This is a genomic window from Bacillus sp. KNSH39 (assembly GCF_052656585.1).
The window spans coordinates 735,679-750,788 of record NZ_JBQXYO010000001.1 but is presented as its reverse complement, the minus strand read 5'-3'; the positions used below and the strand labels follow the sequence as shown (position 1 = coordinate 750,788).

Annotated in this window: 17 protein-coding genes and 1 pseudogene; 8 read left to right on the top strand and 10 right to left on the bottom strand. The window is 32.5% G+C overall.

Translation table 11 applies throughout. The features are described 5' to 3' along the window. Positions 1-37: 37 nt before the first annotated feature. A complete protein-coding gene (locus ACUL40_RS03805; RefSeq protein WP_048656919.1) occupies positions 38-562 on the bottom strand; it encodes a GNAT family N-acetyltransferase in 525 nt (174 codons plus the stop codon). Positions 563-892: 330 nt separating this feature from the next. After that, positions 893-1,543, bottom strand: a complete 651-nt coding sequence (catA, locus tag ACUL40_RS03800) for a type A chloramphenicol O-acetyltransferase (RefSeq protein ID WP_017674082.1) — start codon at positions 1,541-1,543, stop codon at positions 893-895. 200 nt (positions 1,544-1,743) lie between these two features. On the opposite strand from catA, the gene ACUL40_RS03795 reads away from it, so the two are divergent. Continuing rightward, positions 1,744-1,926 (top strand): DUF4021 domain-containing protein, encoded by a 183-nt coding sequence (locus tag ACUL40_RS03795; protein ID WP_001060658.1) that lies wholly within the window; start codon positions 1,744-1,746, stop codon positions 1,924-1,926. Between the two features lie 47 nt (positions 1,927-1,973). Here ACUL40_RS03795 and ACUL40_RS03790 read toward each other — a convergent pair whose 3' ends face one another. Next, entirely contained in the window at positions 1,974-4,205 is a 2,232-nt protein-coding gene (locus ACUL40_RS03790; RefSeq protein WP_063245800.1) for an MMPL family transporter, read from the bottom strand. Positions 4,206-4,320: 115 nt separating this feature from the next. Here ACUL40_RS03790 and ACUL40_RS03785 point away from each other — a divergent pair, with 115 nt between their 5' ends. Continuing rightward, positions 4,321-4,950 carry a TetR/AcrR family transcriptional regulator gene (locus ACUL40_RS03785; protein WP_080465821.1) on the top strand — a complete coding sequence of 210 codons (630 nt, stop codon included), beginning with the start codon at positions 4,321-4,323 and terminating at the stop codon, positions 4,948-4,950. 98 nt (positions 4,951-5,048) lie between these two features. Here the strand turns inward: ACUL40_RS03785 and ACUL40_RS03780 are convergent, their stop codons facing one another. Together ACUL40_RS03780 and ACUL40_RS03775 are read right to left on the bottom strand one after the other, a co-directional pair. Further along, positions 5,049-5,702, bottom strand: a complete 654-nt coding sequence (locus ACUL40_RS03780; RefSeq protein WP_000401476.1) for an MBL fold metallo-hydrolase — start codon at positions 5,700-5,702, stop codon at positions 5,049-5,051. 117 nt (positions 5,703-5,819) lie between these two features. Beyond that, positions 5,820-6,227 carry a GNAT family N-acetyltransferase gene (locus ACUL40_RS03775; RefSeq protein ID WP_416516125.1) on the bottom strand — a complete coding sequence of 136 codons (408 nt, stop codon included), beginning with the start codon at positions 6,225-6,227 and terminating at the stop codon, positions 5,820-5,822. Between the two features lie 546 nt (positions 6,228-6,773). On the opposite strand from ACUL40_RS03775, the gene ACUL40_RS03770 reads away from it, so the two are divergent. Beyond that, a complete protein-coding gene (locus ACUL40_RS03770; protein ID WP_016081689.1) occupies positions 6,774-7,214 on the top strand; it encodes a MarR family winged helix-turn-helix transcriptional regulator in 441 nt (146 codons plus the stop codon). 33 nt (positions 7,215-7,247) lie between these two features. After that, a complete protein-coding gene (locus ACUL40_RS03765) occupies positions 7,248-8,069 on the top strand; it encodes a class I SAM-dependent methyltransferase (protein WP_063245803.1) in 822 nt (273 codons plus the stop codon). 410 nt (positions 8,070-8,479) lie between these two features. On the opposite strand, the gene ACUL40_RS03760 is transcribed toward ACUL40_RS03765, so the two are convergent. The 4 genes from ACUL40_RS03760 to ACUL40_RS03745 form a co-directional block, all read right to left on the bottom strand. Further along, positions 8,480-8,950: a DMT family transporter gene (locus ACUL40_RS03760; protein WP_063245804.1), complete on the bottom strand. Its 471-nt coding sequence runs from the start codon at positions 8,948-8,950 to the stop codon at positions 8,480-8,482. Positions 8,951-8,966: 16 nt separating this feature from the next. After that, positions 8,967-9,662, bottom strand: coding sequence for a Crp/Fnr family transcriptional regulator (locus ACUL40_RS03755; RefSeq protein ID WP_063245805.1), 696 nt, complete (start codon positions 9,660-9,662; stop codon positions 8,967-8,969). An 18-nt stretch (positions 9,663-9,680) separates the two neighbouring features. Continuing rightward, positions 9,681-10,106 carry a DMT family transporter gene (locus ACUL40_RS03750; RefSeq protein WP_063245806.1) on the bottom strand — a complete coding sequence of 142 codons (426 nt, stop codon included), beginning with the start codon at positions 10,104-10,106 and terminating at the stop codon, positions 9,681-9,683. Positions 10,107-10,286: 180 nt separating this feature from the next. After that, positions 10,287-10,772: a hypothetical protein gene (locus tag ACUL40_RS03745; protein WP_001143427.1), complete on the bottom strand. Its 486-nt coding sequence runs from the start codon at positions 10,770-10,772 to the stop codon at positions 10,287-10,289. 203 nt (positions 10,773-10,975) lie between these two features. Here ACUL40_RS03745 and ACUL40_RS03740 point away from each other — a divergent pair, with 203 nt between their 5' ends. The 3 genes and pseudogenes from ACUL40_RS03740 to ACUL40_RS03730 all read left to right on the top strand — a co-directional run bounded on the left by ACUL40_RS03740 (position 10,976) and on the right by ACUL40_RS03730 (position 13,272). Continuing rightward, on the top strand, positions 10,976-11,578 hold the full coding sequence (locus ACUL40_RS03740) for a DUF2441 domain-containing protein (protein ID WP_416516124.1): 603 nt from the start codon (positions 10,976-10,978) through the stop codon (positions 11,576-11,578). Between the two features lie 21 nt (positions 11,579-11,599). After that, positions 11,600-12,553, top strand: a complete 954-nt coding sequence (locus ACUL40_RS03735) for a nucleoside hydrolase (RefSeq protein ID WP_085964407.1) — start codon at positions 11,600-11,602, stop codon at positions 12,551-12,553. A 69-nt stretch (positions 12,554-12,622) separates the two neighbouring features. Next, positions 12,623-13,272 (top strand): annotated as a pseudogene (locus ACUL40_RS03730) (SMI1/KNR4 family protein). Between the two features lie 67 nt (positions 13,273-13,339). Here ACUL40_RS03730 and ACUL40_RS03725 read toward each other — a convergent pair. Next, complete coding sequence (locus ACUL40_RS03725; protein ID WP_048656805.1) at positions 13,340-14,206, bottom strand: MBL fold metallo-hydrolase; 867 nt, start codon at positions 14,204-14,206, stop codon at positions 13,340-13,342. Between the two features lie 154 nt (positions 14,207-14,360). Here ACUL40_RS03725 and ACUL40_RS03720 point away from each other — a divergent pair, with 154 nt between their 5' ends. Further along, the gene (locus ACUL40_RS03720) at positions 14,361-15,098 is read left to right on the top strand and encodes a ZIP family metal transporter (RefSeq protein ID WP_000440626.1); all 738 of its coding nucleotides are present in this window, start codon (positions 14,361-14,363) and stop codon (positions 15,096-15,098) included. Positions 15,099-15,110 lie beyond the last annotated feature (12 nt).

Genomic DNA, 15,110 nt, shown 5'->3' with positions numbered 1-15,110 from the left:
TATTACAAACCAACCATTTTTGTGAATGGCATAATTATCAATTCACTTTTGTTTTTAATGCTTTTCCCATTATTACATATGGAACATCATTTTTACTTGGATGAAATGGTTCTAATACATTTACCCAATTTAATCTTTTATATAACGAACGTGCTTTTTCATTGTTTATTTGTGTTGTTAAAACACTCGTTCTATTTGGAATCCCTTCTAGTAATTCATTATGTAATTTCGTTCCAAGACCTTCATTTTGATATTGTGGGTGGACTGCTAACTCTACAAATTCAAAACAATCTTGTAACCATTCGTCTACTTGCTCTAGATGTAACGCTTCTCTCATTAATTGATTATAGTACTGTCCCTCGATTGAGCGATAACCATAAGTAAAACCAACTACTTCATTTTCATCATTTATTGCTACTATACCTTTAAAACCTGTATATTCTATATGCCTATTCATTCGCTCGATCATTTCATTGAAATTTGTTTTCTCAAATACTTTACAATACAAATTTGCCATATTCCCAATTAGGATCTCATCTTTTTCAATGCTTACGAATTTCACTTTATTCCCCCTATTAAAACATTTATATCCTTAAATTCTTAAAAACAAAGAAAATTAACACTAATCACTCTCTTTACTATTAAACTACAAATCACCCTATATTTTCCACGATTACTTAATATTAATGAATAATAAAAAGAGACCATGTAATATAAACATGTTCTCTTCTTTTATTCATTTTCAATTTTATCCCGCTATTTGCCGGGCAGTAAGACCCCCACCTCAAAATTCAGCGAAAGCAAAGAAGTTAGGTGGGGGTCGGGCTAATTATCAGCGGGGGCTGACACCCCACTGATTAAAGTTTCACTTTATATAATTAAAAATTAGATATTACTTAAGCCACTCATTGCAAGTATTACTTAACTGCTGTAAATCTTCTATAAATTGACTCGCATCATATCCATCACAAACCGAATGATGTACTTGTAATGAAACTGGTAGCATAACCTTGTTTCCTTCGTTAAAATATTTCCCACAAGTTATAATTGGCAATAGAAAATTTTCATCATTATTAATATTAAGATTAAATCCAGTAAAACTAGTCCAAGGTATGCTAGAAATAGGAAATACATTAGGCGGAATATTTTCTTTCGTGAAAAGACCATGAACATTAGCATAGCATCTCATATCGTCTTCATAATTATTATAGAAAGTGCGGAAATCACTTGAATAATCCGTCCATATACTTGAAAAAGACTTATCATCTTTATGAAAGATTGTATAACTCGGTATCATTTCCTCCCAATAGCCTAAAACTCCTTCATCGTTAAAACATGTTCGAAATTTTTTATGATTATTTACTACTCTAGAAATTAAATATATAAAAACGGGATAAAATTTTATTCCCTTTTGATATACTTCCCCTAATAACATCGTGATATCAACATTCACAGTCATACTAAATGTACATTTCAACTTTAAATAATGCTCAAAATACTGCTCTCTATTCCAATCTTCTCTATCAATTACATGGAACTTCATTCTAATAGCCTCCTAAAATTTTCTTTTTATTTTAGAAGGCTAATTCCCTTGCTTTCACCATACTTGTTCACTCCTAACAGTTTACAACTCACCCTAATTATTCATTTAATTATATAACATATGTAAGAATCAATTCACATATTTCTGGAAATCCATCCACATACTATAGATAAATCAAATGAAATTTGGAGGATACATACATGAATAACAAAAATATGAATAAAAAAGAAAATGTTACTGAAAACACTACATCTATTCAAAATAATAATACTGCAAATCTTACTATCGAAGAACAAGCAATGAACGGCTTATACGGGATGCCCGAAACAACAATTGAAGATGCTGATCACGCTGCAGCTGATGGTTTGACTTCAAAAAATTAATTAACTACATTGAAAAAAGCCAAGGAAAATATCCTTGGCTTTTTTAACTATGCATCCACCTTTTGTATTTCTTCACTCTTTCTTGAAAGTTTACCTGGCCAAAAAGCAAATCGGCCTAAAACTACTGTAATCGCGGGTACAAGTAACGGTCTTACAATAAACGTATCTAGTAATACGCCAATTGCAGTTACAATACCAAATTGAACTAATACTTGAATTGGAAGTGTACCTAACACTGCAAAAGTTCCTGCTAAAATTAAACCTGCCGATGTAATAACACTACCTGTTTGTATTACACCATTTTTTACTGCATCCAAGTGATTTTGTGTCTTTCTGTTTTTCCATATTTCTGAAACCATAAAGATATTATAATCTTCACCTAAAGCAACTAAAAATACGAATGCGTACAACGGTATCGCACCTTGAATGGCCGGCGCTCCCATACCGTAATGAAGTAATATCCATCCTGCTCCTAACGCTGAGAAGAATGATAAGACAACAGTTACAATTAAATAAACCATTGCAACAACCGATCGTAAATAGACAAGTAATAGTAAAGCGATAATGCTAATCATTACTGGAATAATTACTGATTCATCACGTTCAGTAATTTGCTTTGTATCATATAATGAAGCTGTTTCTCCACCAATCCACAATTGCTCTTCAGCATTACTAATCCCAGCATCTTTTAATACTTTTTCTACACTGTTTTTCAATTTAGGAATTTGATCTAATGCTTCAATTGCGTATGGATTTTCCGCTAAAGAAACTTCATACATTTGTATTTGCTTATTTTCTTTTCCCTCTTTTGGCTCTTTTACTGTATTTACGAAAGAAAATTTCTCTAGTTCTTGTTTAATAGGAAGCTCTTTTCCTTTCGTATCAACAACAACTTTTATTGGTGCTAGTTCACCAGCTGAGAAATGATCACTAATTAACGTAAACCCTTCACGAGAAGGCATATCCTTTGGAAACGACTCTAATAAGTCATATGTGTATTGAATACGTGGTACGAATGAAGCCAATCCGCCTAATACAAATACAGTTAGCATAATTATTGTCCATGGTCTTCGTACTACAATATCTCCAAGTTTTTTACTAAAGGAGCCTTTTGATTTTTTAACTTTTACAGCCCTCTTTTTCTTTCTTGCAAACTCCTCATTCATTGAATTTGTTCTCGGTATAAACGGGAAAAATGCAATTCTACCGAAAATTAATAATAGTGCTGGTAAAATCGTTAAAGCCGCGATTCCCATTATAAATACAGCAACACTAAATGGTACTGCAAATCGATGAAAGGCACCATAATGAGCAAGTAGTAATGTTCCTAATCCAAGTACAACAGTTAACGCACTCATTATTATTGCACCGCCAGATGCTTTAATCGCAAGTTGCAATGCTTTATATTTACTTTCTTCTTCTAACAAGTACTCTCTATATCTCGAAATTAAAAATAGACAATAGTCCGTTCCAGCGCCAAACAATAATACTGTCATAATTGATATCGCTTGGGCATCTACTTTAATCCATCCGTGATCAGCTAAAAAACCGAGTGTAGGACTAATAATACCGTATGCAAAGCCAACAACAAGTATAGGTAAAATCGCTAAAATTGGTGAACGATACAGTAAAATTAACAAAACTAACACTAGTAGTACAGTAGCCACTAACAATTTCACATCTGCTTGACTAAATAAACTAACTGCATCCGTTTGAATACCTACAGGTCCTGATAATCGAACATGTAAACCAGATTCACTTATTTTTTGTTTAAATGGATCTTCATCCACCTTACTATTCACTATTTTTCTAAACTCTTCAAGATTTCCTTTTAATATATCCGTACCAGCAGATTTATTAAAAAATACCGGTGTAACAAATGATGTACCATCTTTTGACGCACTTTTTGATAATACTTGCTCTGGAATTGTATCAAATGGTGGTAACGTTGATTGTTCTTTTAAAGGACTAGATTTTAACTCTTTATAGACATCTTGTATGAGTTTATAATCCTGTGACTGTAATCCACCATCTCTATACCATACTACTAACAAAGGATTCCCTGCATTATTCGGAAACTCTTTTTTCATAAGCGCTTCCGCTTGCTGTGACATAGCTGTTTCAGGTAAATTTTTCGGATTCGGTTCTTTCGTACTGTTTACTTGTGGTAACGTAAATGAAAGTAATAATGTAATAAGAACCCACACCGATAAAGTGATCCACTGCGTATTTCTCCCTGCTACAAGCCTCCCTAACATATGTAACGGGTGCTTTTTCATAAAAACCCACCTTCCTTTTTTCCTCCATTATTAATTATATATACTGGTCGGTTAATTAATCAAGAATGATTGAAAATTATGTTATAATTATCTCAATCATAAATGTCAGGAGCGAATGGATTTGGAACAAAAACAACGTCCTCTCGGAAGGCCGCGTCAAAATAAAAATACAAAATCTACAAAAGAAACCATTTTAGAAGTAGCAACCCGCTTATTTCTTACACAAAATTATCAAGTCGTTTCTATGGATGAGGTCGCAAAAGTTTGTGGTGTTACGAAAGCAACTGTCTACTATTACTATTCAACAAAAGCCGATTTATTTACCGCTACTATGATCGAAATGATGGTACGTATACGTGAGAATATGTCTCAAATACTCTCTACAAACAAAACTTTAGAAGAAAGATTATTAGACTTCGCTAAAGTTTACTTACACGCAACGATGGATATTGATATGAAAAATTTTATGAAAGATGCAAAACTGTCGTTATCTGAAGAACAATTGAAACAATTAAAAAATGCTGAAGATAATATGTATGAAGTACTAGAAAAAGCACTCGATAATGCGATGCACATCGGAGAAATTCCGAAAGGAAACGCTAAATTTACGGCTCATGCTTTCGTATCTTTATTATCTATTGGGAATTTTAAAGATGAAAATCACAATCCTATTCTTGCAAATATAGATGAATTAGCACAAGAAATCGTTTCTTTTTATTGGAACGGATTAGGTCATTCATATTAAACAGATTTCCTTTAATAAAAAAGCATGTTTGAATTTTTTTTCAAACATGTTTTTTTATAATTTAGCATCCATTATCTAAAAATTATTATCTTCGACTTTTATAAATTTTGAAGTTGAATCTTTATATTCCCCTTACTTAATCCCCCATGGTAACAAACTACAGATTCAATATCTAGATTTAAATACTTCTTCAAAGACTGCTGTGCTTCCTTAATATTTATAGTTGTTGGGGCGTGAATTCCTCCTAACATCCCATTCACACTATACATAGAGTCTCCTGCAACAAGAATTTTACTTTGTTTCAAATATAAACTAATATGACCCGGGGTATGCCCTGGAGTATGAAGAATTAGTATTCCACCGCAATACGGAAGTTCTTGCCCGTCAATCATAGTATCACTCACTTTTCCTTTTGGTCGGTTCTCTACATTTCCGTCCTTCAATAAAGGTAAATCCCCCTCGATATATGGCTTATCTAGTTCGTGCGCATAAACTTTAATATTACTTCGACAGCGCTGCAACAACTCCGGAAGACTACCTATATGATCAATATCCTGATGCGTCAAAATCACGACTTTTAACTTATCAAATGATACCCCAACCTTTTCCATCTCTACTTGTATATCTTCAATTTGTCCTGGGAAACCCGTATCTATTAATACTGCCATTTCATCATCCCATAAAAGAATTGGATGAATAACAAATTCTTGAAATTCAAGTTGTAACATTTCTATCCCTTTAGCAATCTCCATACAGCCATTCTCCTTTATGTTGAAGTTTGAAAATATGTACGAGTAAACTGAAAATATAAAGTGAAACTTTAATCCGTGGGGCTTTTACTACTCGGCAAATAGCGGGATAAAGCACCTCTATCTTATAATAGGTTTTGTCATCCCAATAGAGAATGCTTCAAACCCTATAGATTCATAGTAAGATTGCAATTTTTCTACACACATAAGTTGTGGAATAACCTTGTTTTGTTCACAGTGTTGGATTAATCGTTTCACTATTTCTTTTCCGATGCCACTAGACTGATATTTTGGCAATACACCAACTCCACAAATAATGCCTGTTATGACTCCATCTGATATGACACGCCCCATCCCTACTAACCTCTTATCATCAAAAACATAAATTGCATACCAACTTTGCTTACACATTCGTTCTAACTCGTTAACCGTTAATTTAAAAGAATTCCATCCTAAAGATTCGTATAAGGATAATAATCCATTAAAATCTGTAGGATGTTCACTTATGTAGCGTATACTATTTTCCATGTCAATACTCCCTATTCTCTGGCTTGTTTATATTTCATAAAATTCCCTTTACACAAATCTGATTGATGTAAAAATAACTAGAACAAACTTCAATAAGAAAGATAGAATTCCTTCTCAATATAAAGTAAAAAGAAGTTATCTCACTTAAGATAACTTCTTTTATATAAGACTCTCATTATATTATCAACCAAAAAATATACAACTGCATACGATTAGCACAAACAAAACTAATAAACCATTTGAGAAATAACCCATTGAATACTACCCCTTTATTAAATTATGTAAAAGATTTTATCATAAAATGATTTACAACTTAATAACTGAAAAAGACATTGTATTCATTAGTTATATATGTTTAGTAATATTTTATATTCGGTGATATTCTCGTTCCCTAAAACCACTTCTCGCACCTTCATAATTCAGTCCACATAAATTCAAAAAAACAGTTATTAGTAAACGTTCATTTACTATAAAGAGTAATTTCAATTGATTTATAGTAAATTTAGTAATAAAATAATAACTAAATTCATAAAGGAGTCAAAAACAATGAACCAAAACGAATTATTAAACGAATACATGAATTTATTATTAAATATGTCAGGTACTTTTAAATTACTATCGGAGAAATCCTCAGAATTTACACATTTAGAACAACACGTAGTAGAGTATATCGCCCAGCAAAAGGTGCCTGTAAACTTAAAAATGATTGCTAGTTATTTAAACATCCCTAAACAACAATTAAGTGTAACAGTGCGTAACTTAGAACAAAACGGATACATCATAAAAAAGCAAGATATGGTAGACAAAAGAGCTATATTAATCTCTCTGACAGAAAAAGCTGAAAAAGTACATTATGAGAGATGGAAACAAATATATAATAATTTCACAGTAAACCTCGAAAAGTTATCTGAAGAAGATAGGCGGGATTTAACTTATGGACTATATAAAACAAATACAATGCTCTCAAAAATGTTAAATAACGACTAAATATATTGTTTATTATTAAACGGAGGATGTTTCATGGTTAAAGAATTAGATTTGCAATCTGTACAAGGTACAATGCTTATTTCACTATGGGGAAGAGCATATGGCAGTGAGAAAAATAAGGATATTTTAGATGATATAGAAGCTATTCGAATAATTAAAGAATGTGATTTTGACTTCTCAACAATAGCAAATACATTTGGCGAATACGGATGTATCACATACATTACCCGTGCACGAAAAATTGACGATACGATAAAACAATTTATAATAAAACACCCGAATGCTACTATTGTAAACATCGGTTCCGGACTAGACACTACTTTTTCAAGAATCGATAACGGTACAATACATTGGTACAATCTTGATTTACCCGATGCAATCTCTTTTCGTAAAACTTTAATTGAAGATACCCCTAGAAACATTAGCATTGCTAAATCATTTTTTGATACTTCTTGGTTTGACGATATAAAATATAATCCAAACGACGGTATTCTTTTTATATCAGCAGGTGTGTTTTATTACTTTAAAGAAGAAGATTTAAAAAAGATCGTAGTCGCTATGTCAAAACGTTTCCCTGGAGGAGAATTATATTTTGACGCTGAATCAAAGTTCGCACTGAATCTTTCGAATGCTACTGTAAAGAAATCTGGTAATAACGGTGCTATGATGTATTTTTACGTAAATAATCCAAAATCAATAGAAAAATGGTCCTCTACAATAAAAGTATTGAGCTGCTCCCCTTTCTTTAAAGATATAGCTACAAATAAAGATTGGGACGGTAGTACGCGTATAATGATGAGAATTGTAAACTTAATAAAAATGTTGAAGTTTGTTCATTTACGGTTCAAAAAATAAAAAGTAAAGAAGAGCTCAATACATTTATACTTAGGTCATAAATGTTAATTTTAATAAAATCAAAGGCAGAAACATAATTGTGAAGTGAAACTTTAATCAATGGGGGCTTTGCTCATCCCCCACTGATTATTAGCCCTCACCAATCGGGCTTTTACGGGCAGCCCGCTCCCCACCTAACTTCTTTGCTTTCGCTGAATTTTGAGGTAGGGGTCTTACTGCCCGACAAATAGCGGAATAAAATCTTGCATGCACTTTACGTAGGAGCTAAAATGTTGAATCTCATCGATTTCCAAATCATGTACACCATCTTGCAACATATGTTGAATCACTTACCCTCTCTTCTTATAACCCACTTACTACTTTTTAAATGTATATGTTCTGACCGTCAATAGCTTTTACCTTTAAATTCTTTAAACCCTATCCTTTTTTATATGAATAGCTTTCTTATTCGAAAATAGATTTTTAAAAATCCCTACTCCCACAATTAATAAACCTATACCAACTAATTTATTTACTTGTAATGGAACACTCTCCATTCCAAATAATCCGAATGTATCAATGCATAACGCAACGACCAATTGAGTAATAAGACTAATTAGCACCGTATATGCTGGGCCTAAGCTCTTTATTGCACCCATTATACAAATAATTAACCCGATACCAAACAGTCCACTTACATAAAACAAATAATTTGTAGTATACACTTTAATGTTAATACTGTTTTCTGTAATGATATAAAATAGAATAGAACTAATGAGACCTATTCCAAGGACACATGTAGTTGTTAACCACTGTCCTACATTTTCATTTACTTTTGCATTAAAAACAGATTGTACGCTAATTAATATTCCTGCTAATATAGCTAAACTAAATCCAATCAAAATCTTCCTCTCCCTTTCATTGCTCATATATATTATTTTTAGCGACTTCCTTCATTCTAGAAAAATCTTTAATTACAATAACTCCATTACTCTTTTCAATTAGTTTTTCATTATAAAATCTTTGTAATACCCGAATTACGTGCCTATAACTTACCCCTATAAAATCTGCAATACTCGTTACTGAAGTTGCATCCAAATCCCCTTTATACATATTCCCGTTACTATCTGTTGAAATTGAAAGCAAATAACTAGCTACACGTACTTCTACAGGATAAAGTAAATTAAGAGCAGTAAAACGAGTCGATATTTTTAACGTGTTGGAAATATTTTCAAGCAAGAACTTCATAAATATAGGATCATGTAATAACTTGTTTCTAATAACCGTATTAGAAATAGAGATTGCTACAACATCTGAACAAGCTTCAACGACATTATGTGCTTTGCTATTTTGAATTAATTCAATATCACCAACAATGGCCAATGGATTGATAAAGCGAAGGATTAGTTTCTTCCCTTCAGGTGTAATCGTGTAAACTTTTACTTTACCTTTAACAACAAAATATAAACGATCCATTTCGTCATCTATATTGCAAATAAGCTCGCCTTTTTCAAAGTGATTTAATTGAAAATAAGCTGTATCTATTTCTGAAAAAATCTCGAGCGTTTTATTGGTTCTCAAATAATGCGTAATTAAACCTGATTTATCCGCCATATTCATTTCTCCTTTCATTTACATATTAAATACAACAATACCTATAATCATTACTATTGTTCCCACAATATGATATCTCTCCATCTGTATCTTTTTTATATGAAACAGTCCTTTCATTTCAATAACTGTTGCCGTTAACAATTGAGCAACCATTAGTGTGCCAGCTGTCAATGTAACTCCTAGTGAATATATCGCCATAGTTTCTGCGCAAATAATGAATCCACCAAATGCACCCGCTGCTAAATATACTTTTTTCACACTCTTTAAATCTATTACTTTCTCTTCTTTCTTTAACAAAAATACAGTTGTTGCAATAATGAATCCAATTAAATGCGTAATAATACTTGTCGACCATATACCAATATGTGAACTAAGTTTCGCATTAAAGGTTCCTTGAAGTGTAATAAATATGCCAGCAAATACAGCAAATACAATGCCTTTCAAAAAATCATCTCCTCATCTTTTATTTCTGACTTAATTAAAAGCTATAATCCTATATAAACAAAAGGACAAATGTCACATCAGTATGAAAATAACTGCGAATGACCATAAAAAAACACACCTCAAAATAATTGAGATGTGTTTTTATCTTTTTATTATTATATATAATTTTAATAATTATAATTACGCTACATTAATAGGTTTATTCTTCAAAACAAACTTTCCAAATAAGAAACGCACAAGCGGCCCCATAATAATTAATTGTAATGGATACGCCATAATGAAGTTTTTAATAAAAATCGAGAAATACATTGAAACAAAAGATTCACCATGTAATCCATTATGAAAATACATCATTGCCATTCCATAAAACGACATGAAGAAAACCATTCCAATAACCATAGCTGTCGCCATCGCAATAATAATATTTACTTTTTTCGATTTATCAAATGGCAACATGAATACAATTTTTTTCGCACTAGGTCCAACGATACATATTTCAATTAATAGCGCAATAATAAATCCAATTAGTAGTTCTAATGCGATCTCCTTAATATGAATTGGCCCTCCTGATCCATTCGTTAGTAAATTGTAAAACGTCATTACGATAACCATCCCAAGGCACATCATCATACCAAATTGGAGGTTTTCCTTTCTTGTTGTTGGCAAAATTCATCATCCTTTCTCTTTGAGTCTTTGTCATTATATCGATATTGGAAACCTCTTCGTAAGTGAACATTTTGTGAACAAATTTAAAACGTTTTCATATATTTTCTTTACTTTCAACTCAAATTCTCACTTTTACTTATAAAGGTTTTATATATTTCAATGTTGAATTACTAAATTTAAACATTACTACTAGGAGGAGAACCATGAATGAACAAGGATTTTTCGTATATCATATCGTAACAAGGAAAAAAATGAAGATCGGACAAAGCATTCAATTTAATAAAAATCAAACTAATACGCTATTCCACTTCTTTTTTGAAAGAAAACATTTAAATTCTAGTGGTGAAGATTCTATACAAATTTTAAAAGAACATTATACAAATGAAGAATTACATATAAAGAATGAAAATGCTACAGTAGTTATGAATTACATGGATCAAACAATTAGAGCCATTAGAGAAACGATTATGGAAATGGTTAGGCTGCAAGAATATCCTGATTATCCATCAAGATTGTCTTGTTTATATGCTGCTAAAAGCTATGAAGATGCTTTAAAATGGAAAGCATTATTTGATTCTTACAATCGAGAAGTTTTACAGATTGTTAAACTACGAGTAATCGGAAGTTCTTTTGAAGGTGACGGTAATCTTTTACCGAAAGAAGATGGTATTCCTTTTTCTCAAAAAATCGAACAAGCTAGAGAGTATTGGAAAGGAAATATTAGAAATGAACTTCCTGAGCTACTGATTAATGGAGAAATTGAAGTGGTGGAAATTATTGATGACTTCTCCTCAATTCATATTTAATTTCTAACTAAATCATATAGGATGGAGATTACAATGAAGAAAAAAGTGTACTTCAATCATGATGGCGGCGTAGATGATTTAATTTCATTATTTTTATTACTTCAAATGGAAAACGTTGAACTTACCGGTGTATCTGTTATCCCAGCAGACTGCTATTTAGAACCCGCAATGTCTGCCAGTCGTAAAATTATCGATCGTTTCGGCAAAGGTAATATTGCCGTAGCCGCTTCAAACTCTCGCGGGCAAAACCCGTTTCCGAAAGACTGGCGGATGCATGCATTTTATGTAGATGCTTTACCAATTTTAAATGAGTCTGGAAAAGTTGTAACACCCGTGGTGGCAAAGCCTGCACATCACCATTTAATAGAAACACTTCTACAAACGGAAGGAAAAACAACTTTATTATTTACCGGGCCCCTAACTGACCTTGCTCGTGCATTATATGAAACTCCCATCATAGAAGATAAAATTGAACGTCTCGTTTGGATGGGTGGTACATTTCTTACAGCAGGCAATGTACATGAACCAGAGCATGATGGAACAGCTGAGTGGAATTCGTTTTGGGACCCTGAAGCAGTGGCTCGTGTATGGGATGCAAAAATTAAAATCGACTTAGTGACACTAGAAAGTACAAACCAAGTTCCGTTAACTATAAACATACGTGAACAATGGGCAAAAGAACGAAAGTATATTGGTATGGATTTCCTTGGTCAATGCTATGCAATGGTTCCCCCTCTCGTTCACTTCTCAACGAACTCTACCTACTATTTATGGGATGTACTAACTACCGCGCTTGTCGGAAACACTAACCTTGCAAAAACTGAAACAATTAATAGTATTGTTCATACATACGGACCAAGCCAAGGACGTACAGAGGAAACTGCTGATGGACGACCTGTAAATGTCGTTTACGATGTAAAACACGATGTTTTCTTTGAATATATTACTAAATTAGCTAAAAAAGCTGCTACTTGAAACCTCAATAACACGAAAAAAATTTATTAAGAATGATATACTTTAATTAATATAACATGAGGTGATAAGATGGATTATGAGTTACTAAAAGAACGAATAGAAATTATAACTTCTAGAATTAAATACATAGGTGGTGAAGTTCAAGAAGTTTGTATAGATAAACCATCTTCCCTTGAACAAATAATCCAAGTAGAAGAAAAACTGGGTATTAAACTACCAAATAGCTTCAAAAAAGTACTTTTAGAGTTCTCAGGAAATTTTAGCTTACGCTGGTTTTTACCTGACGATGTAGAGCTACCAAATGAACTTACTGATATTTTTTGCGGAACACCCCACTGGAGTTTAGAAAGTCTTTCTGAATTCGAAAAAGAACGTAAAGACTTGATTGACGAGTTTTTTCAAATCTAGATGATGAATATGATGTAGTTTGGCACAACAAATTAGCATTTTGTGAAGTGGGAAATGGAGATTATTTAGCATTTGATATGAAAGATGATATAGATGCTCCAATAATTTACCTAAGCCACGACGATGGAGAAGGACATGGGTATAAGATTGCGAATAATTTCATTGAATTCATTGAGAATTGGTCAAGAGTAGCTTTTGTAGGATGCGAAGATTGGCAGTGGTTACCTTTCACTACTAGTTTTGAAAGTGGTATAAATCCAGATGATGAACCAGCCAAAAAATTTAGAAATTGCTTGGGACTTAATATTTAAAAGAGTATTGAATTAAATTTCAATACTCTTTTTGTGCAATTTAATTATATTGGATTAATGTAGTGTCTTATTGATTATTCATTTCATAACCATTGACAAAATAAGTTATTGTTTCTAACTCATCTTCATTTAATTCTCTTTCTAGTTCTTGTTTATACGCTGTCTTTATCTTCTCTTCATCGCCTTTATGCATTTCTGTATAAGTTCCTACTGTTTTTAACATACGAATCTCTTGTAAAAACTCCTCTCGATTTATCGCTTCTCCATGAGAAAGAATATATGTCTCAGCATCAAATTTTTCTAATTCATCTATTAATGCAAACGTTCTTTTCGTCGTATAGTTCCACTTCGAAGAAAAAATATCTGCATATATACAGTCTCCTAAAAATAATATCTTTTCTTCTTTCACGTAAATAACAACTGAATCATGTGCATGATCTCCGCCCACATGTTTTAACACGCATGTCACTTCACCAAGATCTAATTCCATTTGATTCTGGAACGTTAAGGTCGGAGGAATAATGTTAATATTTCTCGCTTTTTCTTCAAACTCTTTTTTTATGCAATCCGCACAAAATGCAATTTCAGTACCCTCTTTTACGCGTGCGTCCAAAGCTTCATCTGTCCATTCATAAGAAACAAGTGTACGCATCTCTTTTTTCGTTTCAGAATGTGCAATAGACAATGCATCTTGTAGTACAGGCAATCCAAAAATATGATCCCAATGCCAATGGGTTAGTGCTACGAAATCTGGATTCGATACATTTTGTTCTTTTAACATTTCTAAAAATAATTGTGCATGTTCTTCTGAATTCCCTGCATCAATCATTAACGTTTTTTCTTGTCCAACAACCATTCCTAAGATAGGTCTATCTGTTTCAGAAACAGGTGTCATATACCAAAATGAGTTTCCTATTTTTTTAATTTGTTGCATAACCAATTCCCCTTTTCATTTCCTCACTTAAGTTTAATATATAGATTATAACGAATCACTACTTTTTTCTCTATACTCAAACACAATTACTTGGACTATTCTAACTTTCCTTTTCGTAAGCTAAAAATAAGTGGAAGAATCGGAGTGTGATACTATGGAACGATTATGGATTCCAATGATTGTTACGTTTTTTTCATTTGGTGGATTACTATTAGGCGGTGCTGTTGGAGTAGCAACACGCCAACTCATTGAAGAAAAGATGCATCGTTTATACGCATTATGTGGCGGTATTTTACTTGGGCTTTTATCCCTTGAAATTATTCCTGAAACATTTTCAAGCTACGAAATGATTGGGCCTATACTTGGTATAGCCATCGGTATTTTAGTTATGAGCTTATTAGATAACTATTGTCACCATCCAATGATACATAAAAAAGATCAACAAGCATGGCAAACCTTCCTTTTTCTCTCTTTCGCTATATTTATTCATAATATACCTAGTGGATTTGCGTTAGGTACAGCTTTTATAAATCATAATGACTCTGCCATTCCCTTTTTAATAGCAATTGTCGTTCACCATATTCCAGAAGGATTAGCTTTAATTATTCCATTTCTTTTTACAAAACATAAATATATTTCCTTTTTATTAACGACTTTATTACTTTCTCTTATTCTCGGTACTGGCACAGTTTTTGGCATTTTGATGGAAGGAAAAGCTCTTCACCTGCAAGGACTCATTATGGGAAGTGCTATTGGTTCACTTGGATATGTCACAATTCATGAAATGCTTTGGAAAGCTAAGAAACAGCTCTCTTTCCTTACATTTCTAATGTGGGCAACTAGTGGTTTTTTACTAATAACAGTGTTCACTTTATTCGCTGGTCATCATTAAAGTTGCTAAAGT